The organism is Mesorhizobium sp. P3_B5 (assembly GCF_056402815.1).
This window is the reverse complement of record NZ_JBFUGR010000001.1, coordinates 607,381-631,623: the sequence shown is the minus strand read 5'-3', so window position 1 is coordinate 631,623 and position 24,243 is coordinate 607,381. Positions and strand designations below refer to the sequence as shown.

At 62.4% G+C, this 24,243-nt stretch carries 26 protein-coding genes; 19 read left to right on the top strand and 7 right to left on the bottom strand.

Annotated elements, in window-relative coordinates:
• Positions 1–193: 193 nt before the first annotated feature.
• Together AC1DVW_RS03075 and AC1DVW_RS03070 are read left to right on the top strand one after the other, a co-directional pair.
• Positions 194–751, top strand: a complete 558-nt coding sequence (locus tag AC1DVW_RS03075) for an OsmC family protein (RefSeq protein WP_477242243.1) — start codon at positions 194–196, stop codon at positions 749–751.
• A gap of 56 nt (positions 752–807) precedes the next feature.
• Positions 808–2,037 (top strand): NAD(P)-binding domain-containing protein, encoded by a 1,230-nt coding sequence (locus AC1DVW_RS03070; protein WP_477321054.1) that lies wholly within the window; start codon positions 808–810, stop codon positions 2,035–2,037.
• Between the two features lie 43 nt (positions 2,038–2,080).
• On the opposite strand, the gene AC1DVW_RS03065 is transcribed toward AC1DVW_RS03070, so the two are convergent.
• The 5 genes from AC1DVW_RS03065 to AC1DVW_RS03045 form a co-directional block, all read right to left on the bottom strand.
• Positions 2,081–2,971 carry an ankyrin repeat domain-containing protein gene (locus AC1DVW_RS03065; RefSeq protein WP_477321052.1) on the bottom strand — a complete coding sequence of 297 codons (891 nt, stop codon included), beginning with the start codon at positions 2,969–2,971 and terminating at the stop codon, positions 2,081–2,083.
• Between the two features lie 262 nt (positions 2,972–3,233).
• Complete coding sequence (locus tag AC1DVW_RS03060) at positions 3,234–3,683, bottom strand: CoA-binding protein (protein ID WP_477321586.1); 450 nt, start codon at positions 3,681–3,683, stop codon at positions 3,234–3,236.
• A 5-nt stretch (positions 3,684–3,688) separates the two neighbouring features.
• Positions 3,689–4,060 carry a 2Fe-2S iron-sulfur cluster-binding protein gene (locus tag AC1DVW_RS03055; RefSeq protein ID WP_477307773.1) on the bottom strand — a complete coding sequence of 124 codons (372 nt, stop codon included), beginning with the start codon at positions 4,058–4,060 and terminating at the stop codon, positions 3,689–3,691.
• Positions 4,057–5,412, bottom strand: a complete 1,356-nt coding sequence (locus AC1DVW_RS03050) for a selenium-binding family protein (RefSeq protein WP_477321050.1) — start codon at positions 5,410–5,412, stop codon at positions 4,057–4,059. The genes AC1DVW_RS03055 and AC1DVW_RS03050 overlap by 4 nt, the downstream gene beginning before the upstream one ends.
• Before the next feature lie 254 nt (positions 5,413–5,666).
• Positions 5,667–6,704 carry a LacI family DNA-binding transcriptional regulator gene (locus AC1DVW_RS03045; protein WP_477321048.1) on the bottom strand — a complete coding sequence of 346 codons (1,038 nt, stop codon included), beginning with the start codon at positions 6,702–6,704 and terminating at the stop codon, positions 5,667–5,669.
• A 286-nt stretch (positions 6,705–6,990) separates the two neighbouring features.
• On the opposite strand from AC1DVW_RS03045, the gene AC1DVW_RS03040 reads away from it, so the two are divergent.
• The 17 genes from AC1DVW_RS03040 (at position 6,991) to AC1DVW_RS02960 (ending at position 21,290) form a co-directional block, all read left to right on the top strand.
• Positions 6,991–8,010 (top strand): sterol desaturase family protein, encoded by a 1,020-nt coding sequence (locus AC1DVW_RS03040; protein WP_477321046.1) that lies wholly within the window; start codon positions 6,991–6,993, stop codon positions 8,008–8,010.
• A gap of 97 nt (positions 8,011–8,107) precedes the next feature.
• The gene (locus AC1DVW_RS03035; RefSeq protein WP_477321044.1) at positions 8,108–9,088 is read left to right on the top strand and encodes a sugar ABC transporter substrate-binding protein; all 981 of its coding nucleotides are present in this window, start codon (positions 8,108–8,110) and stop codon (positions 9,086–9,088) included.
• 214 nt (positions 9,089–9,302) lie between these two features.
• Positions 9,303–10,250, top strand: a complete 948-nt coding sequence (locus AC1DVW_RS03030; protein ID WP_477321584.1) for an ABC transporter permease — start codon at positions 9,303–9,305, stop codon at positions 10,248–10,250.
• Positions 10,250–11,074, top strand: a complete 825-nt coding sequence (locus AC1DVW_RS03025; RefSeq protein ID WP_477242231.1) for an ATP-binding cassette domain-containing protein — start codon at positions 10,250–10,252, stop codon at positions 11,072–11,074. The genes AC1DVW_RS03030 and AC1DVW_RS03025 overlap by 1 nt, the downstream gene beginning before the upstream one ends.
• 111 nt (positions 11,075–11,185) lie before the next feature.
• A complete protein-coding gene (locus tag AC1DVW_RS03020; protein WP_477242229.1) occupies positions 11,186–11,497 on the top strand; it encodes a MocE family 2Fe-2S type ferredoxin in 312 nt (103 codons plus the stop codon).
• A gap of 100 nt (positions 11,498–11,597) precedes the next feature.
• A complete protein-coding gene (locus tag AC1DVW_RS03015; RefSeq protein ID WP_477242227.1) occupies positions 11,598–12,410 on the top strand; it encodes a 3-methyl-2-oxobutanoate hydroxymethyltransferase in 813 nt (270 codons plus the stop codon).
• Positions 12,411–12,660: 250 nt separating this feature from the next.
• Positions 12,661–12,849: a hypothetical protein gene (locus AC1DVW_RS03010; protein WP_477242225.1), complete on the top strand. Its 189-nt coding sequence runs from the start codon at positions 12,661–12,663 to the stop codon at positions 12,847–12,849.
• A gap of 620 nt (positions 12,850–13,469) precedes the next feature.
• Positions 13,470–14,009, top strand: coding sequence for a sigma-70 family RNA polymerase sigma factor (locus AC1DVW_RS03005; RefSeq protein ID WP_477321582.1), 540 nt, complete (start codon positions 13,470–13,472; stop codon positions 14,007–14,009).
• Positions 14,006–14,845: an anti-sigma factor family protein gene (locus AC1DVW_RS03000; RefSeq protein ID WP_477321042.1), complete on the top strand. Its 840-nt coding sequence runs from the start codon at positions 14,006–14,008 to the stop codon at positions 14,843–14,845. The genes AC1DVW_RS03005 and AC1DVW_RS03000 overlap by 4 nt, the downstream gene beginning before the upstream one ends.
• A gap of 290 nt (positions 14,846–15,135) precedes the next feature.
• A complete protein-coding gene (locus tag AC1DVW_RS02995; protein WP_477321040.1) occupies positions 15,136–15,381 on the top strand; it encodes a DUF680 domain-containing protein in 246 nt (81 codons plus the stop codon).
• Between the two features lie 57 nt (positions 15,382–15,438).
• Positions 15,439–15,666, top strand: a complete 228-nt coding sequence (locus tag AC1DVW_RS02990; RefSeq protein WP_477321038.1) for a DUF680 domain-containing protein — start codon at positions 15,439–15,441, stop codon at positions 15,664–15,666.
• Positions 15,667–15,749: 83 nt separating this feature from the next.
• On the top strand, positions 15,750–16,721 hold the full coding sequence (locus tag AC1DVW_RS02985) for an MBL fold metallo-hydrolase (protein ID WP_477321037.1): 972 nt from the start codon (positions 15,750–15,752) through the stop codon (positions 16,719–16,721).
• Positions 16,722–16,751: 30 nt separating this feature from the next.
• Positions 16,752–17,231 carry a tetratricopeptide repeat protein gene (locus AC1DVW_RS02980; protein ID WP_477321035.1) on the top strand — a complete coding sequence of 160 codons (480 nt, stop codon included), beginning with the start codon at positions 16,752–16,754 and terminating at the stop codon, positions 17,229–17,231.
• A 56-nt stretch (positions 17,232–17,287) separates the two neighbouring features.
• Positions 17,288–17,791, top strand: a complete 504-nt coding sequence (locus AC1DVW_RS02975) for a DoxX family protein (protein WP_477321033.1) — start codon at positions 17,288–17,290, stop codon at positions 17,789–17,791.
• Between the two features lie 236 nt (positions 17,792–18,027).
• Positions 18,028–20,577 (top strand): caspase family protein, encoded by a 2,550-nt coding sequence (locus tag AC1DVW_RS02970; RefSeq protein WP_477321031.1) that lies wholly within the window; start codon positions 18,028–18,030, stop codon positions 20,575–20,577.
• Between the two features lie 17 nt (positions 20,578–20,594).
• Positions 20,595–20,894: a hypothetical protein gene (locus AC1DVW_RS02965; RefSeq protein WP_477321029.1), complete on the top strand. Its 300-nt coding sequence runs from the start codon at positions 20,595–20,597 to the stop codon at positions 20,892–20,894.
• A gap of 123 nt (positions 20,895–21,017) precedes the next feature.
• Positions 21,018–21,290 (top strand): hypothetical protein, encoded by a 273-nt coding sequence (locus AC1DVW_RS02960; protein WP_477321027.1) that lies wholly within the window; start codon positions 21,018–21,020, stop codon positions 21,288–21,290.
• Positions 21,291–21,418: 128 nt separating this feature from the next.
• On the opposite strand, the gene AC1DVW_RS02955 is transcribed toward AC1DVW_RS02960, so the two are convergent.
• Both AC1DVW_RS02955 and AC1DVW_RS02950 read right to left on the bottom strand, forming a co-directional pair.
• Positions 21,419–22,051 carry a TetR/AcrR family transcriptional regulator gene (locus AC1DVW_RS02955; RefSeq protein ID WP_477321026.1) on the bottom strand — a complete coding sequence of 211 codons (633 nt, stop codon included), beginning with the start codon at positions 22,049–22,051 and terminating at the stop codon, positions 21,419–21,421.
• 202 nt (positions 22,052–22,253) lie between these two features.
• Positions 22,254–24,227: a putative bifunctional diguanylate cyclase/phosphodiesterase gene (locus AC1DVW_RS02950; protein WP_477321580.1), complete on the bottom strand. Its 1,974-nt coding sequence runs from the start codon at positions 24,225–24,227 to the stop codon at positions 22,254–22,256.
• Positions 24,228–24,243 lie beyond the last annotated feature (16 nt).

The following is a 24,243-nucleotide window of genomic DNA, read 5'->3' as shown; positions in this document are numbered from 1 at the left end:
ACCAACGCCGACAGACACGCAGGGCACCTTGCAAGGCGCAACTCGGTGCACGAGGGCGACCATGCCTGCGCGGAAACACCTTGTAGAAACGCGTCGCTGCCCATACCATGCCAGGTCTTGGTGAAATCTGATCAGGAGGTCAGTGGAATCGGTCGGGTTTTTGAGCCAGTGCAAGGTAGGGAGGATAATAATTATGGCTTCCGAAGTACAGGCAAACAATGGCGTTAACGTAGAGGCGCTGCTCGCCGCAAAAGAAGCGCTTACCAATGCCCCGGAGGCGGCGCAGTTCAAGTGGCGCGCGGCCTGCGAATGGAAGGACGGCACCCACAGCCACTCGACGGTCGAGAGTTTTTACGGTCTCGGCCAGGACCAGCATCGCAAGACCACCTTCGCATTCGATGCCGACCATCCGGAGGTCTTCGCTTCCCTGGATCAGGGCGCCACGCCGGTCGAATACGTGCTGGTCGGGCTGGCCAGTTGCCTGACCGCCGGCATCGCCGCGGTTGCCCAGAACCGGAACATCCAGTTGAAGTCGGTGAAGGCGACCATCGAAGGCGACATGGATCTCGCCGGCATACTCGGCATCGACAGCGACGTGCGCAACGGCTTCAGCGGCATCACGGTGAGGTACAACATCGACGCCGACGCCAAGCAAGAAGACATCGAGGCTCTCGTCGCTCAGTCGCAAAAGCGATCGGCGGTCTATGACATTGTTACCAATCCGACGAACGTCACGGTCGTGGTGAACTGAAAGGCGCTTCGAGCCGTAGACTCTCCTGAGAGGGCGCGATTAGTTCCGTCACCACAGTGATCGTCGGTGCAGGGCACGCGGGGCTCGCGATGAGCCGCTGCCTCGCGGAGCGCTCTATTGACCATGTGCTGCTGGAGCGCGGCGAGATCGCCCATACCTGGCGCACCGAGCGATGGGATTCGCTGCGGTTGCTCACCCCGAACTGGCAGAGCCGGCTGCCGGGCTTCCGCTATGACGGCGACGACCCCGACGGCTACCGGACGATGCCTGAGGTGATCGACTTCCTCGGGAACTATGCCAAGGCGATCTCGGCTCCGGTCAGAACACACACGACCGTTACCTCGGTTCGCAGCGACGGGGCGGGATATCTCGTGCGCACGGACCGCGGCGAGTGGCGATGCCGGACCGTGGTGCTGGCGTCGGGCGCATGCAACGTCGCGCGCCTGCCCGATTTCGCCGCCCGTGTGCCGCCGTCGGTCGCCATGCTGACGGCGCAGTCCTATCGCAATCCGGGTCAGGTCGCCGACGGTGGTGTGCTGGTGGCGGGCGCGTCGGCCAGTGGCACCCAGATCGCACAGGAGCTGCAGCGTTCGGGGCGTCAAGTGACCCTGTCGGTGGGCGAGCACATAAGGGCGCCCCGCGTCTATCGCGGCAAGGACCTGGAATGGTGGATGGACGCCGCCGGCGTGCTCGACGAGCGCTACGACGAGGTAGACGACATCAGGCGGGCGCGACGGGTTCCTTCGCTGCAGCTTGCCGGCACGCCCGACCGCACCACCCTCGATCTCAATGCGCTGGTCGACCTCGGCGTCAGGCTCGTCGGCCGTCTCGCCGGCATCACCGAAGATGGCAAGGCCCAGTTTGCGGGGTCGTTGCGCAACATGTGCGCGCTTTCCGATCTCAAGATGGCCCGACTGCTCGACCTCATCGACGAATGGGCGCGCGCCAACGGCCTGGACGCGACCGTCGGGCCGCCGGATCGCCTGCCGCCGACCCGTGTCGAGGACAGCCCGCCGCTCGGCCTAGACCTCGCCGGAGGCGCGATCAGGACGATCATCTGGGCCACCGGCTACCGGCCGGACTACTCCTGGCTGGAACTGCCGGTCCTCGACCGCAAGGGCTACGTCCGTCACGACGGCGGGGTTGCCGACTATCCGGGCCTGTACCTGATGGGGATGCAGTTTCTGCGCCGCCGCAAGTCTTCGCTGATCGACGGCGCCGGCGACGACGCGCGTGATCTCAGCGACCATCTGGCATCGTACCTCAGGCAAAATTCAATCGCCTAGCCGACGCAGGCCCGTAGCAGCAGTTGCACAAGATATCATCGATTCAGGGCAGCGGGATCGGCTTGTCGCTGAGTGTGCGCAAGTAGGCGATCAGGTTGACCCGTTCGGTCTCGTCCGAAACACCAGGAGTCTCCATCTTGACGCCCGGCGTGGTGAGCATGGGCCCGAAGAGATATCTGTTCAGGTCCTCGTACGTCCATACACCCTCCCAGCCCAGCAACGTGTCGGAGTAACTCATATTTACCACTGATGCCTTGTCGCGGCCGACGACGCTCCACAAGTTCGGTCCTATTTTATTCCCTCCCTGTGGCTCGGCGTTGTGGCAATTGGTACACCGGCCGGTGAAGTAGGTTCGGCCCTTCTCGACATCGGCAGAAGCCAACTTCATTGAGATTGGGGCTGGTGTTGGCAAGACGACGCCGTGCGACAAGAGATAGTCGGCAACTTCGCGTTGCCCCCTGCTTTTTGCCAGATGGAGCGGTGTCTTGCCGTCCATTGTCTTCGCATTCACATCTGCGCCGGCCTCGACCAGTGCCTTCACGCAGTCGAGACAATCGAGACTTACGGCGACATGAAGGGCGAATTCGCCACCACGGTTGGAATTTGGATCTGCGTCCCGCTCCAGCAACAGTTTTAACAGATCGATCTTGCCTGGCCCGACAGCCGCCATCACCGGGGGGCCCCCAGTCGTCTGGGCGTTGACGTCCGCACCACGTTCTATGAGCAGTTTTGCCGCTTCGATGTGGCCCATCCAGACCGCAAAGTAGAGCGGCGTTGCGGTTCCATCATTCTCATCTATGCCGGCGCCCGCATCGAGCGCCGCCGTGATCGCCGCGACATCGCCCGCCATGGCGGCATCGTGAATGTCGGCGGCATGCGAAACAAATGGAATGTGTACAAGCACCAACAGGATGAAAAGCAAGAACCCGCGCATTAGCATCTCCCAAGGCAGGCCTGAGGATCGGCACGATTTCAAAACGGCAAAGTCTACCTCAAAATCCCTGGTCGTGACAGCGCCATCGATGGCTCAATGAATGGTGGCAGCCCTTGAAAGAATGAACGTTTTCAGGAAGACCGGCCATGTTCTTACCGGCCGTCTGGCAGGGGGCCGTAAGGTTTCATCCGGGTCATGAGCGCATGTTGCGCCGGACGTCCGCCTTGAGAACGAAACAACTCCGAATTCCGTGGCCCTGCAATCATATTCCCAAGTGCAACTTCGGCTTCCAGAAGGGGCGGAACAACTCGATCTTGGGACAGCGGTTCATCACCACTTTCAAGCCCGCTTCCTCCGCCAGCCGCGCGGCAGCGTCATCGCGCACCCCAATCTGACCCCACAAAACCCTAGCATTGATTGCAATGGCCCCCCGTGCGACTTCCAGCAGATCTTCGGAGCGGCGAAACACCTCGACCATATCGACCGGCCGGTCGATGGCCGCCAGTGACGGGTACACCTTAAGCCCTCGAATTTCATCCAGACCGGAACTGGGGTTGACCGGGATCATATCATAGCCGGTTTCGTGCAGCACCCTGAGAACACCATAGGAAAACTTGGTCTTATCGGGGCTCGCCCCCACCATCGCGATGGTTTTGACCGACTTCAGAATGTCTTGCAGATAAGCCTCCGAATAGGGCTCATCATGATTCATATGGGTCATTTCTTTGCTTCCAACGGGGTCGCAATATCGGCTTTCAATTCATGTGCGGCCAAGGGGTCAAGGAAGGGGTTGCGATAGAGCTTGTCGTGGCTTTCAACGCCGACCTCCAGCGTGCAGTCGCTCATGGGGCGGGCAACGCAGAGGATTATGTAGCCATTGTTGATCTGGCGGTTGTTCAGCGCCCGCTGCGCCTTTTGATCGACCTTGCCGCTGATCATCTTGGCCGCACAGGTGATGCAGCCGCCATACTTGCAGCCGTAGGGCAGGTCCACGCCCTGCTCCCGCAGGCTTTGCAAGAGGGGCTTGCGGTGATCGACGTCAAAGGCCGCACCGCCTTGATTGGCGAGAGTGATGGTGAAGCTGGTCATACCCAGATGTCACTCGTGCAATCGCCGCCGGGATAACGGGTTTCGTGGCAGCGGCTTGGTCCATTTGGCTCCTTGCCAAAATCGACGACAAATCGCGGATCAATTTCCATGCCGCCGTTTTCCGTATCGCAATTGACCATCAGCATGCAGCCGCCATTGGTGCGGATTTCCGGATAGAACTGATTGTCCCAGGTCGAGAAGAGTGAGGTCGTCACATAAAGGCGCTTGCCGTCGAGGCTGAGCTGTATCATCTGCGGCCCGCCAGTCACTTTCACGCCATTGACCTCAGGCGCACGGCCGAGAAGTCCACCCATCCACACTTGTCCAGTAAGCTTGGCGTTGTGAGGGTCCGAGATGTCATACTGACGGATGTCGCCATGCAGCCAGTTGCACAGATAGAGATATTTATCGTCCATGCTGAGCAGAATGACTGAAATCACGCCCGGTATTGGAATCGGCCATTCGGGATGCGGCTCATTGCCGACATCGACAATTTTTTCCCATTGCCAGTCGCCCGCCGCATCCTTCCACCAATGGATGATATTCGCCGAAAGGGCCGCGCCAACAAAGCCGTGACTGCTGTCGGGATCATGATGGAAGCGCACTTCCAGCGGGATCAGGCCATCTTCACCGAGATAGAATGTCTGCTTCGGCTCCTTCTTTTCAAAATCCCAGAAATGGATCTCCCGGCCATACTTCAGATGGCCAACCTCTTCCAGGTCGAAGCCCGGCATGAAGGTATTGGGCGCAGCCCATTCCGAGCTGACCATTACGTTGTGTCGCGGCTGGTACCAGAAATCATAACCAAACTTGATACTGCCCATGGAGCTTTCCCAGCGGCCGACAATCTCGAACTCCTTGCTGAGTTGCAGATAGCCGCCGGGGGCATTGCCTTGAGCATCGCCAAGCATGGAAACGATGATGTCCGAGCCGAGGCAATGCACTGTGTGCGGCGCCGACAGATTGGTCCTGGCCTTGATTTCAGCGCCGTCTATGACCTTGAACAGGGTCGGATTGCGCGGATCGGTAGCGCAGTCGACAATATGCAGATTGGACGAGCGCACACCCGGCACAATCAGATATTTCCGCTCCATGCCCGCATCGCCATGGCAGGACGAACAGGCATTCCAGCCTGAATGATGAAGCTCATCGCCGATACCCGGCATTTGCAAACGTGAAATCACCTGGCTGTAGGTCGAACTCTCCGGGTCGACATCGATGGTGCACAAATAGTCCGGCTTCTGAATGCCCGTGCCGGTGTAGATGGCAATCGTATAGAGCAGCTTCTCGCGAGGTGCCCGCATCGCCTCGGCGGGAGAAGCATAGCCGGGTCCACAGCAATGTTCGGTCATGGGTAAGTCCCCAATTTGAATAGATCACGGCCAACCCCAACGGGGTCAGGCTGGAATGTTAGTGCATGCTTGGCATTGGCGCTACGGCCGGGGTGGTCGGTGAAGCGCGCACCGTGACGGACACCCCGGCGACAGGGCACCCACGGGACCGTCCAAGGCGAGCTTTTTATCCGGGCGAAACACTGGTGGGACGATCGGAGATCGGTGCCTGGACAAGGCCCAAGGGAAAGCGCCAGGCTTTGCAATACGCCGCCCTAGATATTCTCCCGCGTATAAACCTCAAACGGCAAGATCGTCGTGACATTCCCCCCCTCGTTCGGAGCCGACACGGCGCGGACCATGCCAGTCAGCGCTTCGTGTGCGATGCGGGCGAGCGGGTGCGAGATGATGAAGGTCAGCGTGCCGTCGAGCAGCGCCGGGCGGGTCGAGTCCATCAGTTCGTAGCCGACGACGACGAGGCTGCCGGCGCGGTCGGTGGAGCGGAGCGCCGCAATGGCGCCGGTGATGCCGCCGCCGGCGACATAGAGGCCGCAGAGATCCGGATTTTCGTTCAGCAGCTTTTCGGTCATCTCCTGGGCGATGGCGCTGGATTCGAAGGTGAGCAGCGGCTCGAGCAGCGTGAATTCAGGCGCGTGCTCGCGGAAGTAGGAGCGGAAGCCGCTCTCGTTCATCTCCTGGCAGCGGTAGCGGTGATTGCCGACGAGGATGCCGAGCTTGCCAGGCGCCTTGCAGACATGCTCGAACACCCAGGCCGCGGTGCGCCCGACTTTCCAGTTGTCGAGGCCGATGTAGCGCACATGCCCCGTCGCCGAGATCTGCGAGATCAGCGCAAACACCGGCACGTTGCGGGCATTGAGCGTATCAACGGCTTGCGTCACCAGCGGATGGACCGCGGCGACGACGCCGACGGCGTCGCATTCGGCGCCGAGCGCCAGCAGGCGCGCGGCAACGTTCTGCGGCGACAAATCGTCGAGAAACTCGGTGCGCAGCTCTATCTCGCAGTCGGGAATGGTCGGCGCCACCGCGCGTATCGCCTCTGCGATGTTGCGGTAGAAGGCGCGGCCGGGCTGGTGCAGCAGGAAGCCGAAGCGGTAGCGCGGCCGTGCCGCCGCGATGCGGCTGCGCAGCGCGCCCATGCCATAGAAACCGATTTGCTCGGCCGCCAGCCTGACGCGCTCGCGGGTGCCCTGGCGGACGGCGCCGGCGCCGCTCAGCACCCGGTTGACGGTGGCCACCGAAACGTTTGCCTCGGCGGCCACATCCCTGATCGTCGGCCGTTTGTTGTGATCCATTTCGTCTCATCCGCTTGGTGCAATTGATACTAAGATATCATCTATCGTGCAAAATTGATATGAATGACACAATCCAATTGGAACAAAAATTCTATTCTTGATTCATTTTGGATCAAGATGTTTATCTCTGAAAAAGCAAGCAAGGCGGACGCACCGCCAGCCCAGGGATAGCAGCAGCACAGCGCAGACAGGTTTTCGCCCACCGCCTTCAGGCGGTGCGGGGCAGCGTGCGCGTGCGGCCATCCCGGGGCGTCGGCAGGTGCGGCATTGCGGGTGGAGGATTTGCATGGACGATCTGAAATACGGCGTGCGCGACAAGCGCGGCGACTGGAAGCCGAACGGCCGCATCGAGGCGGTGCCGCTTTGGAACTGGCCGCCGAAACTGCCAAAAATCCTGGCATGGCTGCCCGGCTACATCTGGCCGTGGAATGCCTTCCACATGGCCACGGCGCTGATCTACTGGTTCTACGTCGTGCCCGGCGTCGAGACGATGAAGACCATCAGCTGGGGCTGGGCGCTGTGGCTCTACGCCGTCAACGCCACGGCAATCCTTGTCTTCTACGGCATTTTCGAGCTGCGCTATTACATCAAGCGCGCCCAGGCGACGCGGTTCAAGTACAACCACAAATTCCCCGGTGATGCGCCCTCCGACGTGTTCTGGTTCCAGAGCCAGAACCTCGACAATTTCCTGCGCTCGTTCTTCATCACCATCCCGCTGTGGACCGTCGTCGAAGTGATTTTCCTGTGGTGCTTTGCCAATGGCTACGTGCCGTGGGTCGGCTGGCAGGACCACCCGGTCTATCTCGCAGCGCTGGTGCTGATCGCGCCGGCCATCCACGAGGTGCATTTCTTCTTCATCCACCGCCTGATCCACTGGGGTCCGCTCTATCGCTGGATCCATTCGGTCCACCACAATTCGATCAACCCCTCGCCCTGGTCGTCGCTGTCGATGCATCCGGTGGAGGGGTTTCTCTATCACGCGGTGGCCTTCTGGCACCTGATCATCCCGTCCAATCCGATCGTTGCGCTTTTCCAGCTGCATGTCGCCGGCTTCGGCGCCGTCAATGGCCATCTCGGCTTCGACAAGCTTGAGGTGAGCGAGGACACGGCGGTCAACAGCCACGCCTACACGCACTACCTGCACCACAAATATTTCGAGGTGAACTATGGCGGCGACGGGTTGATCCCGCTCGATCGCTGGTTCGGCACCTGGCACGACGGCACCCGGGACGGCGACGCCGCGATGGACGCCCGCTTCCAGAAAAAGAAGGAACGCCTGAACGCCAAGGCCGCGGCGAACCATTGATCAATCGATGCGATGCGCAACGGGAGAGGTGCGCACCGGCAGATGAATTCAGAGTTTTTCTAAACCCGTCGGACGACGGCAACCGGGAGGAGACGACATGAAGCGTACAACGAAACTTTTGACGGCGATGATGACCGCGGCAGTGCTGGCGACAGGCGCCACGTCAGCTATGGCCGATGGGGCGAAGATCTTCGTCATCGGCGGCAAGGCGGACGATCCGTTCTGGTCGAAGGTCAAGAAGGGCGCCGACGACGCCGGCAAGGTCGCCGAACTGACAGGCGGCTCGGTCACCTGGCTCGGTCCGCAGAACTACGACAATCTCGGCCCCGACGCCGCCAAGCTGATCCGCACCGCGCTCAGCCAGAAGCCGAGCGCCATCGTCGGCCCCGACTGGGTGCCCGAAGCCATGGATGACGCCTTCAAGGAGGTCGTTGCCGCAGGCGTGCCGCTCATCATCTACAATTCCGGCGGCATGGATGCAGCCAAGCGGCTCGGCGCCATGAACTATGTCGGCAATGAGGAATACGCGGCCGGTCTCGGCGGCGGCACCTATTTCGGCAGCCACGGCGCCAAGAACGTGCTGTGCGTCAACACGCTGCCAGGCTCAACCAACACCGAAGACCGCTGCAAGGGCATTGCCGACGCCATCGCCAAGAGCGGCGGCAAATCCACCCAACTGCCGCTGCCTTCCTCCAGCTTCGGCAACCCGACCGCGGTCGCCGAAGCGATCAAGGCCGCCGTGCTGAAGGACAACACCCTCGACGGCCTCATCACCATCAGCGCCGGCGACGCCAACAGTGCGGCCAACGCCATCAGCCAGGCCAGTGTCGGCGACAAGGTCAAGCTCGCTTCGTTCGACATGGACGAGACCGGCCTGCAGCGCATCAAGGACGGCACGCAGCTGTTCTCGATCGACCAGCAGCCTTACCTGCAGGGCTACCTCGCAGTGTCGCTGCTCAACGGCTTCGCCAATTACGGGCTCGACCTGCCGACCAAGCCGGTGCTGACCGGACCGGGGATCGTCGACGCCGCCAATGTCGATGCGACATTGGCCGGTGCCGCAGCCGGCGCCCGCTAACAAAATGAGTGTCCGGCCAATCCACGGGCCGGACATCGCCGCCCGGCGCCCCAGACGAGGGTTGCGCCGGGCCCCATTGTTCAAGCCAGGGACCACTTCGATGACATCCCAAGCCCATGACCAACCCGCAGTGGTAGCGACTGCGCCACCGCACTCGTCGATACCCTCGATCGGCAGCCTCGTGCGGCGCCCCGAGGTCGGCTCGCTGATCGGCATGATCGCCGTGCTGGTGTTCTTCTCGATCTTCGGCGGCGCCAACTTCATGTCGGCCGGCGGTGCCGCCAGCTGGCTCAACGTCGCCTCGGAACTCGGCATCATCGCCCTCCCCGTCGGATTGCTGATGATCGCCGGACACCTCGATCTCTCGGTCGGATCGATGATCCCGGCCAGTTCGATGACCATTGCCATCATCTCGGGTCACTACGGGGCACCGATCATCGTCGGCATCCTCGCCGCGCTCGGCCTTGGCCTTGCCGTCGGCTTCATCAACGGGGTCCTGGTGATCCGCACCAAGGTACCGTCCTTCGTCGTCACGCTGGCAACACTGTTTGCGCTGGCCGGCCTGACACTCGGCCTTTCGATCATCCTGTCTGGCAGCACCAGTGTTGCGCTGAAGAGCGGACCGATCGCCAAGCTGGTGTTCGGCGACTATCTCGGCGGCAAGTTCCAGGTCACCCTGTTCTGGTGGATCGCCGCCGTCCTGATCGTCGGCTTCATCCTGAATTTCTCGCGCTTCGGCAACTGGATCCTGGCCATGGGCGGCGACGCCGTCAGCGCCCGCAATGCCGGCATACCGACCGACCGTGTCACCATCGCGCTGTTCATGAGCAGCGGCCTGTGTGCGGCCTTCGTCGGCATGTCGCAGGCGATCCTCTACAACAGCGCCCAGGTGGCGGCGGGGCAGTCGTTCATCTTCAACTCGATCATCGCGGTGGTCATCGGCGGCGTTCTGCTTACCGGCGGCTACGGCTCGGTGGTGGGCATCGTGCTCGGCACGCTGACCTTCTCGATCGTCAACCAGGGCATTTTCTACACCGGCTTCGACGCCAACTGGGCAAGCCTGATCATCGGCGTCCTGCTGCTCGCTGCCGTGCTGATGAACAACACCTTCCGCACCATGGCGCTGACCTACGCGCCACGCACCAAATCGAGGGCACGCTAGTGACCACGCCCCTGCTCCGGCTGACCGGAATAAACAAGTCGTTCGGTCCGATCGACGTGCTTCATGACATCTCGCTCGAGGTCAACAGAGGCGAGGTGCTGTGCCTGCTCGGCGACAATGGCGCCGGCAAATCCACGCTGATCAAGATCCTCTCCGGCGTCCACAGGCCGACATCGGGGACGATGGAGATGGACGGCAAGGCGGTCGAATTCGGCAGCCCGCGCGATGCCAGCGACCATGGCATCGCGACGGTCCACCAGTTCGGCGGAACGTTCCCGCTGATGAGCATCGGCCGCTCCTTCTTCGTCGGCGCCGAGCCGACGCGGCGCTGGGGTCCGCTCACCATCTACGACCGCAAGCGGGCCAACGAGACCGCCGTCACCGAGATGCGCCAGCTCGGCATCACCCGCATCGACGACGGCGATCGCCTCGTCGGCGGCCTGTCGGGCGGCGAGCGCCAGGCGCTGGCCATCGCGCGCGCCGTCCATTTCGGCGCCAGCGTGCTGATCCTCGACGAGCCGACCGCGGCCCTTGGTGTCAAGGAGGCGGCGCATGTGCTGCGCATCGTCCTGCAGGCGCGCCGCAAGGGCATCGCGGTCATCTTCATCACCCACAACGTCGTGCATGCGCTGACCGTCGGCGACCACTTCGCCGTCCTCATCAGAGGCTCCAAGGCCGCCGATTTCCGCAAGGGTGAGAAAAGCCGCGAAGCGATCACCGACCTCATGGCCGGCGGCGAGCAGATGGCTGAGCTCGAAGCCGAGATCGAGAGCTTCTCGGCGACCAACGACGGGCATGCGCCGCGCGACGGGGCGCATGCGTGAACCCAGTGAAGATGCCTTCCACACGGGCATCTTCCCTCCCGGGCGGCCGGCGGACACATGGTCCGCCGGCCGACTTTTCGACCAACCGAGGACCAAGGCTGCAGGACGACAATGGCAAAGTGGATTGATGCGTGCGCGACGGATGACATCGAGGAAGAGGACGTCATCCGCTTCGATCATGATGGCCGGACATTCGCCATCTACCGCAGTCCCGACGATACATTCTACTGCACCGACGGGCTGTGCACGCATGAGAAGGTGCATCTGAGCGACGGGCTGGTCATGGAACACAGGATCGAATGCCCGAAGCACAACGGCGTGTTCGATTACCGGACCGGCGAAGCGGTGCGCGCGCCGGTCTGTGTGAACCTTAAAACCTACGCCACGAAGGTCGAGGACGGCCGCGTGCACATTGAGGCCTGACATGTCCGACACTTTCTCGCTCGCGGAGGCGTTTGCCTCTAGCGATCCCGAGGCGGCCTTGCTGGCCTTCCGCGACACTTTCACTGTCTGAGGAACGAGAATGGTCACCAAGAGCAGCCGCCCCACCGTCGCCGACATCCGCGCCATGAAAAGCCGCGGACAAAAGATTTCCATGCTCTACGTCACCTCGCTCGAGGAGGCGGCGGCGGCGAATGCGGCCGGCGTCGACATGCTGTCGATCGAGGGTCGCTTTTTCACGCCCGAGATGCGCGACGCCGCCGGCCGCTGCTTCGTGCAGGTCGGTCTCCCCTACGGCCCGTTCGGCAATCTGATCACAGCCGAGGACTATCTGAAAACCGCCTATCACTACATGCGCATCGGCGGCGACTGCTTCTACTGCGCCGCCTCGCTCGATATCCAGAAGACGCTTTGCGACAACGCGGTGCCGGTCGTCGCCCATGTCGGCCTGATCCCCTCGCAATGCACCTGGACCGGCGGCTTCAAGGCCGTCGGCAGGACCGCCGAGAGCGCGCGTGCGGTGTGGGACCACGTCAAGCGGCTAGAGGCCATCGGCTGCTTTGGCGCCGAGCTGGAGGTGGTGCCCGACCGCATCGGCGAACTGATCACCGCGAATACGCCGATGATCATGCTTGGCATGGGCGCCGGACCACATGCCGACGCGCAATATCTGTTCAGCGAGGACGTGCTCGGCCACACCACCGGCCACAAGCCGCGCCACGCCAAGACCTACCGCAACTTCGCCGCCGAATATGAACGGCTGCAGCGCGAGCGTATCGCCGCCTATCGCGAGTTCATCTCCGACGTGCAGACAGGCGCCTATCCCGAGCCGCAGCACGTGGTCCCGATCACCGACGCCGAGCTTTCGAGCTTCAGGACCGCGCTCGGCCTCTAGCGCCGTCCCTCGCCCGCGCTGCACAGCACGGCTCACCGTTATGTCTTGTTTGGCTAAGATAGCGGAACCTCCAAGGAACATGTCGGTCCGGTTTCCGCGCTTGTGACCTCAGACCTTGGTCCTAACAAAACAGCGCAAAAGTCCTATGTAGCCTAACTGAAGCCCGGCCGAAGGAACATCTCGCCGCGCATGCCGTTTGCCGCATGATTTCCGGCATGAAACCGCCGGACATGTGTCGGGAGGATGCGCCATGCCCCATCGGTCGACCATTATCAAAACCGGCCACGGTCCAGGTACAGCGATCGCCGTGCTGATGGTGGGGGTGATGGCGATCGGCATGGTGTTCGTCGTCCTGGGCGGCCTGCTCTACCTCAACGACCGGCCAGAAGATCAACGCCCGCTGTCTTCGGTTCCCGCCCGGTCGGTTCAGCCGGGCTAGCGAGGGGCGGCGAACTGAACGCCTTTGGCGTTGAAGCAGGGGAGACAGGGCCGAGTTCATAGCCAGTGACCACCGCCGGCGGGCTAAGTTCGACGCCGCCTTGCGTTCATATTAGCGATCACGCATATCGAGATCAGCCGGCGACCGCCAGAAGCCGGCTAGGCCCGGCCGGCAAATTTGCACCAGGCCGCCGGACCACTCTTTCGCATGCGGGTCACTCGACAACGCAGTGCCCAACTTTGCTAAGAGTCCCTGCGCTGCCTGAGCAGCTTGAAGCGAGGCGTTGCCCTGGCCAATCACATTGCCGTGAAAAAAGATTTGCGGCATCCGGGAATAAACCGTCGCTGGCGCTGGTCTTCCATGCATACGCTGCTGATTGACCTTGAAGGAACGCCACACTGCAAGCCTCCACACTGACGCGCATTGCTTGTGCTCAAGTACGCATCCGGATGGACGCATCGTTGCGACCCGCTGTGTGATTGACATCGATGAGACACTTGCTTTCAATTTCACCGCAGCTGGCGACCCGGCATATTTCGGCCGGGTTCGCTCGCAAGGCAGAACCATCCTCGCCCCACGAGCACAGCTCAAGGCGAGGCGCACATGACGGTGCACCGATGCTGAGCAGCAATGCGCAGGCCGACCGCTTCAGCGAAGTGGTAATGCCTCACCTCGCCGACGCGCTATCGCTGGCCCGCTGGCTGACCGGCAATGCCACCGACGCCGAGGATGTCGTGCAGGACGCCTGCATGAAGGCGCATGCCAACATCGCCAGCTATGCCGGCGGCAATGCACGCGCCTGGCTGCTCACCATCGTTCGCAACTCGTGCTACACATGGCTGGCGCGCAATCGCCCGCGCAGCATCGTCTCGGTGGGCGACCTCGGCGATCTCGACGAGGTGAGTGCCGCTCACGCAGCCGATCTGACTGATAGCGAAAGCCCGGAGGCGAGCATGATCGCCAAGGCAGACACGGCGGCCCTGGAGGCGGCGATCGCCGCCCTGCCGCAACCCTTTCGCGAGACGCTGGTGCTGCGCGACATCAATGGCCTCGCCTACCGCGATATCGCAGCCATGCTGGGCGTGCCGATGGGCACGGTGATGTCGCGGCTGGCGCGGGCGCGCGGCCTGCTGATCTCTGACCTTGGGAGGGCGCAATGAACGCGCACAATGACGGGTTGCCCGAGGACGCCGCAGGCATGAACCTGATGCTGCACGCGCTGGTCGATGGAGAGCTCGATGCCGCCGCGGCAATGGCGGTCGAGCGGCGCATCGCCGCCGATCCCAAGCTGGCGGCCGAACATGCCCGCATCATGGCCTTGCAAGGGGCGGTGGCCAGGCTTCCGAAGCCGCAGGTGAGCGACGCGCTCAGCGCGCGCATCGCAGCGATGGCCGCAGCCGGCAATGTGGAGGTGCTGCGCCCCAAAGCGCCGGCGCAGGCGAAGGCCACTCAAGCGAGGTGGTCAGCGCGCAACTTCGGATCCTTCGATTGGCGCGCCATGGCGGCGTCGATCATGATCAGCGCGGTGCTGGCGAGCGGCGCGACGCAATGGGCGATGCAGCCTGGTGCAATCGATGGCTTTGCCGCCGGGGTGGCCAGCGGCCACCAGCGCAGCCTGCTGGCGACGAGCCCGGTGGATGTCGTCTCGTCGGACCGACACACGGTAAAGCCGTGGCTCGACGCAAGGCTCGGCCTTTCGCCACCGGCGCCAGACATGGCGAAGGACGGATTTGCGCTCATCGGCGGCAGGGTCGAGGTCATCGGCGGTAGGGCTGTGCCGGCGCTGGTCTATCGCCACCGCGAACATCTGATCACCCTTGTCGCCGAGCCGCAAAATGCCGGGGCGGTGACCGACCGTGTCGACCTTTCGGAGGGCGGCTTCTCGCTGGTGCATTGGAGCGACGGCGCCTTCTCCTATTGGGCGATTTCCGACATGGAGCGGCCGGAGCTCGACGATTTCGTGGCGCGCTTCCGCGCCGCTGTCGTCACCGGCTGATCGCCGTCCGTCCAGACCTCTGCAGCCGATATCAGATGCGACGTCACCGCTGGCGCAGATCCTGCGTGGGCTGACGGACCATGGCAGCAGCATGGTGCCGACTTCGGACGCGACGTGCGTGCTCGTGCGGCATCGGCTGGCCCAGTTCCGGGCGCACGCCGCCGCTGATTTCGGGATTCTGAAAAGAATCTCGCGCCACCCGGGAATAAAGGGATGCCTTCGCGGGTCTTGTAGTTAGCGGGGCCAATTTCCCGGCACGCAACCAAGAAACGAAACAAGGACCTACCGAAATGACCAAGCTCGCTCTCAGCGTGGCTGCCATGCTGCTTGCCTCAAGCGCTGCCTTTGCCGGCAGCGACCATGGCGCGAACAACGCCAACCAGCCGGTCGCTACCGTCGACACCAATGCCACGGCTTCCATCCCCTCCACCCCGCGCCAGGACGGCGTCGACACCAAGGTGACGACCGGGCCGAGCCAGGGGTCGGTTCAGGACATCATCACCCGGCACAACAACGACGGACTCTGGGGCCGCTGAACGCGCCCCGACCTCCGAACAACTTTCTCTCACCTCTCAAAATCAGGAACTGTTGAAATGAAAAAGATCGTCCTCACCGCCGCCGCCATCCTCGTTGCCACTGGCACGGCTTTCGCCGGCAGCGACCACTACGGCTCGAACACTTCCGACCAGCCGATCGCCGGCCATTCGGTTTCAAAAATCGACACCTCGCACACCGGCTCGATCCGAAAGGCCAAGAAGGTCCAGGGTGACGCCGATGCCAGCGTGCCGGCTCAGTACGGCCAGGGCATCTGGGGTAACTGAGGTTCTCGGGTCAGCAATCAGGACGGAGGGCCACGACTGGCTCTCCGCCACCCCACCCCCACCGCTTCACACAGGAGATCATCATGTTCAACATGACACGTCGCACGTTGCTTGGGTCCGCGGCTGCCGCTGCCGCCTTCGGCCTCGCCGGAAAGCTGGAATTTACTCGTCCCGCCTTGGCCGAAACGCCGGTCGAGCCGACCGTCGGCTTCTACAAATACAAGGTCGGCGATATCGAGATCACCGCCATCTATGACGGCATCTGGCGCAAGCCGCACGACCCGGCCTTCATTAGGGATGTCTCGGTTGAGGACACCAAGGCGGCGCTGGCCAAGGCGGGGCTACCCACCGACTTCATGCCCATCCCGCTCACCGTCGTCGTCCTCAAGATGAACGGGCGGCTGATCATGATGGACGCCGGCTCCGGTGTCGGCCAATGGCAGACCAATGCCACCCATCTGCCGGCCAACATGGCCGCCGCCGGCATCGACTACAAGACGATCGACACCATCATGATTTCGCATTTCCACCCCGACCACGTCTGGGGCCTGATGGAAAAGGGCACCAGTGCGCCGGTGTTCCCGAACGCCGAGCTGATCGTCAACGCCACGGAATACAATTGGTGGACCGACCCCGGACGGCTGGCAAAGCTGCCCGAGGGTCGCAAGCCGGCAGGCAAACGCATCGCCGAAAACTTCCCGAAATGGAAGAACTGGAAGCTGGTCGAGGACGGCGCCGAAGTCGCGCCCGGCATCCAGATCATCGCTGCGCCCGGTCACACGCCCGGCCACTCGGTCTACCTGGCGAACTCCGGCAAGGAGCAGATCATGATCTCGGCCGACACGATGTATGTGCCGGCGCTGCTGGCGCCGCATCCGGAGTGGCAAGGCAGCTACGACCAGGACGGGCCGACGGCGATCACCACGCGCCGCAAGCTGATCGATCGCGTGATTGCCGACAACATCCGCATCTCGGGCTCGCATTTCCCGTTCCCAGGCACCGGCACCTTCGTCAAGGACGGCAACGCGTATGGCTTCACCCCCGTGCAAATTTAGCGCGGCAATACCCACAAAGCGAGAAAGACAATGAAACCTTCCCTCTTCAACAGGCACGCCCTGTTTGCGCTGCTCGGCGCCGTTGCCGTGTTGACCGCGGTTCCGGTCGCCGTCACCGTGCCTGCCTACGCCGTCGACAACATCGAAGGCGACGATGCACCCGACCTCACCGCCGTCAAAGCCAAGATCGATGCCAAGGACTACCAAGGCGCGCTGGCTGAGCTGCGCGACCTGGCGCAGGACACGCAGCAGGCCGACGTCTACAATCTGCTGGGCTTCACGCTGCGCAAGACCGGCGACTACACGACTGCGCTGACCTACTACACCAAGGCGCTCGAGCTGAAGCCGGACCACAAGGCGGCGCGCGAATATCTCGGCGAGCTCTATGTCGAGACCGGCGACATGGCCAAGGCCAGGGAGCAGCTGGCGTCGCTGACGCAGCTCTGCCCGGCAGGCTGCGAGGAACGCGCGGACCTGCAAAAGGCCATCGATACCAAAGCGACCAAGTAAAACCAGGCAGGCGCCCGTAGGGCGCCTGCTCCTTCCCTATTGCCTGGAGCCAACCCGTGACACCGACACAAATCGCCTCGAAATTACACCTCACCGACTTGATCCTGCTGACGGGTCGCCTGCTGCTTTCATTGCTCTTCGTGCATGAAGGTTTGGAGCTGGCGACGCATTTCGAGGGTGCCACGAAAGCCATGGCCGCACTTGGCGTCAGCCTGCCGCTTCTCGCGGCCACCATAGCCCTGCAGCTGGGAGCTGGCCTTTCGGTCGGGCTGGGCCTGCTGACGCGCCTGGGCGCGGTCGCGCTCGGACTGTTCTGTCTGGCAACGGCCGCCCTGTTCCACAGCAACTTCGCCAGCCAGAACGAATTGCTGCATTTCGAAAAGGATTTTGCCATAGCCGGCGGCATGTTCGTCCTCGCCGTTTCCGGTGCGGGTGCGATATCCCTCGACAGGCTGCTGAACAGCTTGGTGAAGCGCCGGCAACAGGACAGAGAGACGGTTGCCGCGCTCATGGCGGCCGGTCGCCCGCTGCCGGTGGGCGATATCAAACTCCCGTTCTAAGGGGAATGCTCGAGAATGGCTGCTGCCGCTGCTAAGCATTGGCAGCGGCAGCCTATTGTTGCGGACACCCTGCCGCTGCGGTAAGCTGGAGCCCGATCGGACGAGAACCGTGCCCGCTGTCGCGATGGCTTTTCACTCTGTTTCCGTCTCGGCAGATTGTGAACTCTTTAACAGACCTCGAAGCCGAAAGCTGCGTTGTTGTCGGCAATGGGGGTGCAGCGGTTAAGGGATTTGCCATGCTCCGACTTTGCGGATTCATTGCGATCTTCATCCTCGCGAGCCTCGTGACTTTCGAGGCCTGCGCCGATCGAAGGGTTGCCCTGGTGATCGGCAATTCCGACTACCTAGAGATTCCGGCGCTGAAGAATCCGGCCCAGGATGCCGACGACGTGTCCAACACGTTTCGACTGGCCGGTTTCGAGGTTTTCGTCGCCAAGAACCTCACCAAGCAGCAATTCGAGGCCCAGTTCCGCGACTATCTGGCCGCAGTCGACGGCGCCGACCTGGCTGTCGTCTACTATTCCGGGCACGGCTTTCAGATCGGCGGCGAAAATTTCCTGATCCCGGTCGATGCCTCGTTGAAAAAGGCGGCCGACATCGAGGTCCAGGCCATCAAGCTCAACGATGTGCTGGAGCAGTTGCGTTCGAAATCGAAAATCCAGGTGATCATCCTCGACGCCTGCCGCAACAACCCCTTCCCGCGCAACAATTACTGGCTGCGGGACCAGCTTGTCACCGCGGGCACCAGCGGGCTGGCGCAGGTGAGAAGCTCACTGAACACGCTGATCGCCTTCGCCACCGAACCCGGCGCGGTCGCCTATGACGGCAGCGGCGACGTCAGCCCGTTCTCGTCGGCGTTTTCGCGTCGTGCGCTTGCCCCGAACCAGGAGATCCACACGGTCATGTCGGCGGTGCGCCGGGATGTGGTGGAAGCCACGAAGGGTCTGCAGGTGCCCTGGGAAAACTCGTCGCTGATCGACGACGTCGTGCTGATGCGCCGCAGCAACCGGCCCTCGCTGCCGCCGGTACTGGAAAAGGTCGTGTTGTCGGGGGTCGGCCCTGTCGATCTCGGCCTGCCCGAACCCGTAGATGTCGACGGCGGCAGCATCACCATCAGCATCGAAAGGCCGCCCGCTTTGGGACGGCTGATGCTGGACGGCAAGGCTGTGGCGACGGGTGAGCCGATCCAGGGCAAGGACATGCCGCGCCTGCAGATGGACGTCCCCAAGGGGGGCGCCGCGCAGGACGAAGTGGATATGCTGGCCTATGCCACGCATGACGAGTGGGGCAACGGAACCCAGGGTCTCCTGATATTCCGCGTCAAAAGCGGCGAAGGTGCTGCGGGCCAACAGGTCATGGCCTCGCTCGAGGCGAAGCAGAAGCAAGAGGTGCTGGAGCGCGGCATTCATATCACCGGTGCCGCCGAGGCCATCGAAAACCGCAACATCGATGTTCCCGTTGGCGTCGGCCCGGTCGCGCTGAACCTGGATTTCCCGACGGACGATCCGGCGGTCAGCCTGAAGGTTTCGGGATATCCCGCAACCGGAACGCTATCGCTGCCGGATCGAACGCTGTCGCCCGAGTCGAACCTGATGGCCGGTGAAGTCGACCGTTTGCGCTACGAACCCCAGATCGGGGCCGGCGCGCCGGTCGAGGTCGGCTTCGAAATCCGGGCCGACAGCAGCACAGCCAGGCCCGCCGCGATGAAACTGTCGCCGACTGTCGACCCTTGTGATACGGCCGCCGGCGAACCGCTCGATCTGCAGGGCGTCGTTGCCGGCCTGCTGCCGAATGAAATCGGTACCAAGGCGGTGGAGGTCTGCGAGGCCGCGGTGAAGGCTTACCCCGATATCCCCCGCTTCCGTTACGAACTGGGGCGTGCGCTGCTTGCGGCCGGCAACGTCGATGACGCCAGGACTGCCATCGAGGACGCCGCCAAGAAGGGGCATGTGCGCGCCGTGTTCGAACTCGGCTACCTCTACGCGACGGGCACCGCAATGGCCGTCGACCGCGAGCAGGCCAATGCCCTCTACAAGGCGGCATCCGACAAGGGCGATCCCTACGGCATGACCGCGTGGGGCCGCGCTCTGTTCAATGGCTATGGCGTCAAGCCGGATACCAGCAAGGGGCTGGACCTGCTGCTCAAGGCGGCGGCGATGGGGCACACCTATGCCATGAACGATCTCGCTGCGATCTTCACCGAAGGCCGCAACGGCGTGCCCGCCGATGCGGCACGCGCTGTTGCCTTCCTGCAGGCCGGCGTGCAGCGGCAGGACATGTATTCGATGAACCTGCTCGGCCGCAATTACCTCAGCGGCCAGGGCATCGACAAGGATCCGAAGACGGCGCTGGAGCTTTTTCAGAAGGCCATGGACCTCGGCCAGCCTTACGCTCCAGGTAGTCTTGCGCGCATGTACCGGGACGGCGCGGGTGTGGAACCAAATCTCGCTGAAGCGCAGAGACTGTTTGAACTGGCGACAGCGCGGGGCGATCCGTCCAGTGCCTATGATCGCGCGGCTCTTGAAATGGCAAAGGGCGACCAGGCCGATCAGGTCGTTGCCGTGCGTTTCCTTGCATTCGCGGTTGCGCTCGATGTCCGCAAGGAGCTGCCGGACGCCCCGAAGGTCCTGGCGCAATTCGGCGCGAAGCCGAAAACGGCGGCGTTGAAAGAGCTGCGCCAGGAACTCAAATCGAAGATCGCCGCGTCCGGTTCGCTGGACACTCAACTGGTCAAGGCAGCCAGGGCGGTCTGGGAAGAAGCCAATCCGCGTCGGGACTTGTTTTGAGCAACGAGGAGGCAATCGTGGGCAGGGCATTGAAGCAAGCATTCATCGGAACCATTCTATCCGGCCTCCTGGCTGGACTCATGGGCTGCACGTCGCTGTTGCCCGCGGTTGAACCAACGCCACAGCGGAAAGTCATTCGCACGACGCCTCCGCCAAAGGTTGTCAAGTACAAGAACGCGGTCGCCAAAAAGGTGGTCACCAAGAAAGTGATAGTGCCGACCGAGGAAGCCCCAGTGACGCAACCTGTCATTCCCACCATGGGAGGCGGGAACGGAGGAAGCGGCAGCGGCAGCGGCGGCGGCGGCTGGAGCGGTTGACCAGGTCGTCCATCAGCAACCGCTAATTGACAGCTTGGAAGAAACGGCGCTCACTCGCCGCGTAGGTGGATCGCAGCAAAGGGCGGGCGATTTCGACCCGCGGCGCCACCTTGGGAGGATGCCATGCCAACCGTTATTGGCCATCACAACATCACAAAAGACAGCAAGCACTGGCTCTCGTCACCGAAGCGCAAGGAAATCTTCGGCTCGCTCGGGATCACTAACATCCGCACGTTCGTCGATCCGCAGAACCCGAAACGGGTGGCTGTGATGATGGACGTTCCTGATATGGACAAGCTTGGGGCCTTGATGCAGAGCAAGGCAGCCGCCGACGCGATGGCCCACGATGGCGTGGTGCCGGAGTCGCTGGTGATCCTGGTGGAAGCGAAAGGGTAGTTCGCTCAGCCGCTAGGGTCAGTCCGATTTTACAGTGAAGCCAGCCGGCGCGGGCGGACGCGCCGGGGATGGTGTCGTGCACCGAATGCAAGGTCAGGGGCCCGGCTGCGCCTCAGCGCCTAGCCTTCTCACCCACCACCCTTCGCGGCCTTCCCTGCCCCAAACCGCAACCCGTCCATCAGCAGCGACACCAGCCGGCGGGAACGGTCGCGCCAGTCCTTGGTGTCGGGCGCCGAATAGATGCCCGACAGCGCGTGCAGCACATCGGAGCTGTCGACGTCGCTGCGGATCGAACCTTCGGCCACCGCCGCCTCGACCAGTTGCCGCAAGGCGAGCGTCACCCGGCCCGAGCTGTCGGAGAACAGGGTCGAGTTGGTGGTGAGCAAGAGGCGCAGGCTGGTGGCCAGGCCGCGCTTGGTGGCGATGTAGTCGACGAAGCGCTGCATCCATTGTTCGAGCGCGACGTCGGCCGGATGGTGGCTGGCGAGTTCGTCGGCGGCCGCGCACAGCCCCTCCACTTCGCGCCGGTAGACGACCTCGACCAGATGCTCGCGCGTCGGAAAGTGCCGGTAGAGCGTGCCGATGCCGACGCCGGCCTGGCGCGCGATCTCCTCCAGCGAGGCATCGACACCTTCAGCGGCAAAGGCCTTTGCCGCGACCTCGACCAGCGCGTCGCGATTGCGCCGCGCGTCGGCGCGCAGGGGTTTTGCCCCGGCGGCTTCGGGTTTGTCGGCAAGCGTGGCGGGCGGCTCGGCAGCCAATTTCTTCTCCAATTGTGATCCGGGGCTTGAACCCAAATAGACGAAGCGTCTCCGATTTCATCGGTTGCGAATTTCGGACCTTCAGATCCACGACACCGGAATCGAGTATGTCATGTCCTTCGAGCCTGCAAGCCTTGCCGTGGCCAGTCGGCAAGAATGAGCCGCCATGCAGATTGCGGAAAGCGCCGGGGCCGGACACAGGCTAGGCAGAAACGCTCAGCTTGAATTTGTCCGTTTCTCTTGTCCTGCCCTGCCGTGCGATCAGGTGGTTTGTCAGCAAACTCTCTTCGATGGGCCGTGACATGTAAAACCCTTGAGCGCTGCGGCATCGTTCGGCGATCAGAAAATCAAGCTGCGCTGCGTTTTCCACTCCCTCCGCCACGACGGCCAAACCGAGGGAGTTGGCCAGAGCCAGAATGCCTCGAACAATGTTCTGTTTTTTCTTCGACGACTCCAGATCGCTCATGAACGACCGGTCGATCTTCAACTGATCCAGCGCGAAATCGGCGAGGTAGCCGAAACTTGCATAGCCGGATCCGAAATCGTCGAGCGCCAGACCGACCCCGATATTTCGGATTTCCTTCAGGCTATTCAAGGCGTTTTGGCTGTTCTGGATAAATACCCCTTCTGTAATTTCGAGCTGCAGGCGCGATGGCGGTAGCCCCGTCTGTCGCAACGTTTCAAGGAGATGCGCGAAGTAGCCATCGTTCTGAAGGCTTTTGCCCGAAACATTGACCGAGCAAACGAAATCATCGCCAGATATCGGCATCCACCGAACGGCCTGCAGGCAAGCCTTGGTCAACACCACCTTGTCGATTTCCAGTATAAGGTCACTTCGTTCGGCAGTTGGAATGAACGACATTGGCAAATGAACCGCTCCCGAGATGGGGTCGTGCCAACGGACGAGGGCCTCGGCGCCGGTCATGCGCCCGGTTGCCAGCTCGAATTGCGGTTGCCAGACCAGGAAGAACTCGTCGCTATCGAGCGCCCGCTTGATGCCGGCTTCTTCACCGAGCTGCATGTCGATCCGGCTTCGGATTGCAGGCGAAAACGTCACGAAACCGGAGCGCCCGTCCGCTTTCGCCGCGTAGAGAGCCCGATCTGCGTTGCGCAGCAGGGTGGAAATATCCGAACCGTGCTGCGGAAAACAGGCCATGCCGATACTGGCTCCAATGCGGACCTGATGGCCTTCCAGTTCGGCAAACCGGTTCAATTTCTCCCGAAGGCGATCTCCGAAGCCATCCGCAACCGAGGGCCCTTCCCCGATCGCCATGATGGCGAACTCGTCCCCACCCAGTCGGACGGCGACCACTTCATCGGGCCGTTCAACCGATTGCAGGATTTCGGCGACTGCTTTCAGCAGCAAATCACCGATGTGATGCCCGAACGTATCGTTGACGCTCTTGAAGTGATCCAGGTCCACCAGGAAAAGCCGGAGTTGCTTGCGGGCCAGCCTTGCCCGATCCAGCATCTCATCCCTGTTGGCAGACATCCAGGCACGATTCTTCAGTTCGGTCGTCGCATCACGCCAGGCCAGAAATTCCAGTTTCCGTATCGTTTCCCGGCGGCCGATGAGCAACACGGCAGTGCCGATCGCAAGCAGCGACAAGACCGTTAGAGCAAAGGCAATCTGATAGTTGAATTTCTTCAGGCTTTTTTCCGTCGAAAAGAGATCAACGTTGACCTCCTCTCCGTATTTATAATATTCGTCGTTCATTCGTTCGACGATCCGTTCGAGCTCGTCCCCCAATTCCTTCAAGTTCTTTTCGTCGAGAGGCGGCCCGCCTGCAATCATGGTATCAAGCCGCGCCACAGCTGCATGCACGCGCGGCACGAGATTTGCGTAGGCGGGAATTTCGCTCGCTGTATCACGGCCGTCGACGCGCTCGAAGCGCACGTAGACGAGGTCGTTTGCCGCCGAGAGCTGCTCGACGCTTTGCGCCGAACCGGGAGCAGCCTGGGCGAGCGAAACCACATCCCGCAGGTGGGTTACATCGCGTATTGCAATGTGGAACTCGCGGATGGCGAAAAAGCCGAACCGGGGCAGCGTCGATTCGATCTTGCTGATGCTGAGAAACAACACGGTTATCAGTATGGCCGAGCAGCCGACGGCAGCCGCAATGGCCGTCCCGTAGGTCAGCGGAACTCGCCAGCCTCTCTGTCCAAATCGTTCCATGGAAGCCACGCCGGAA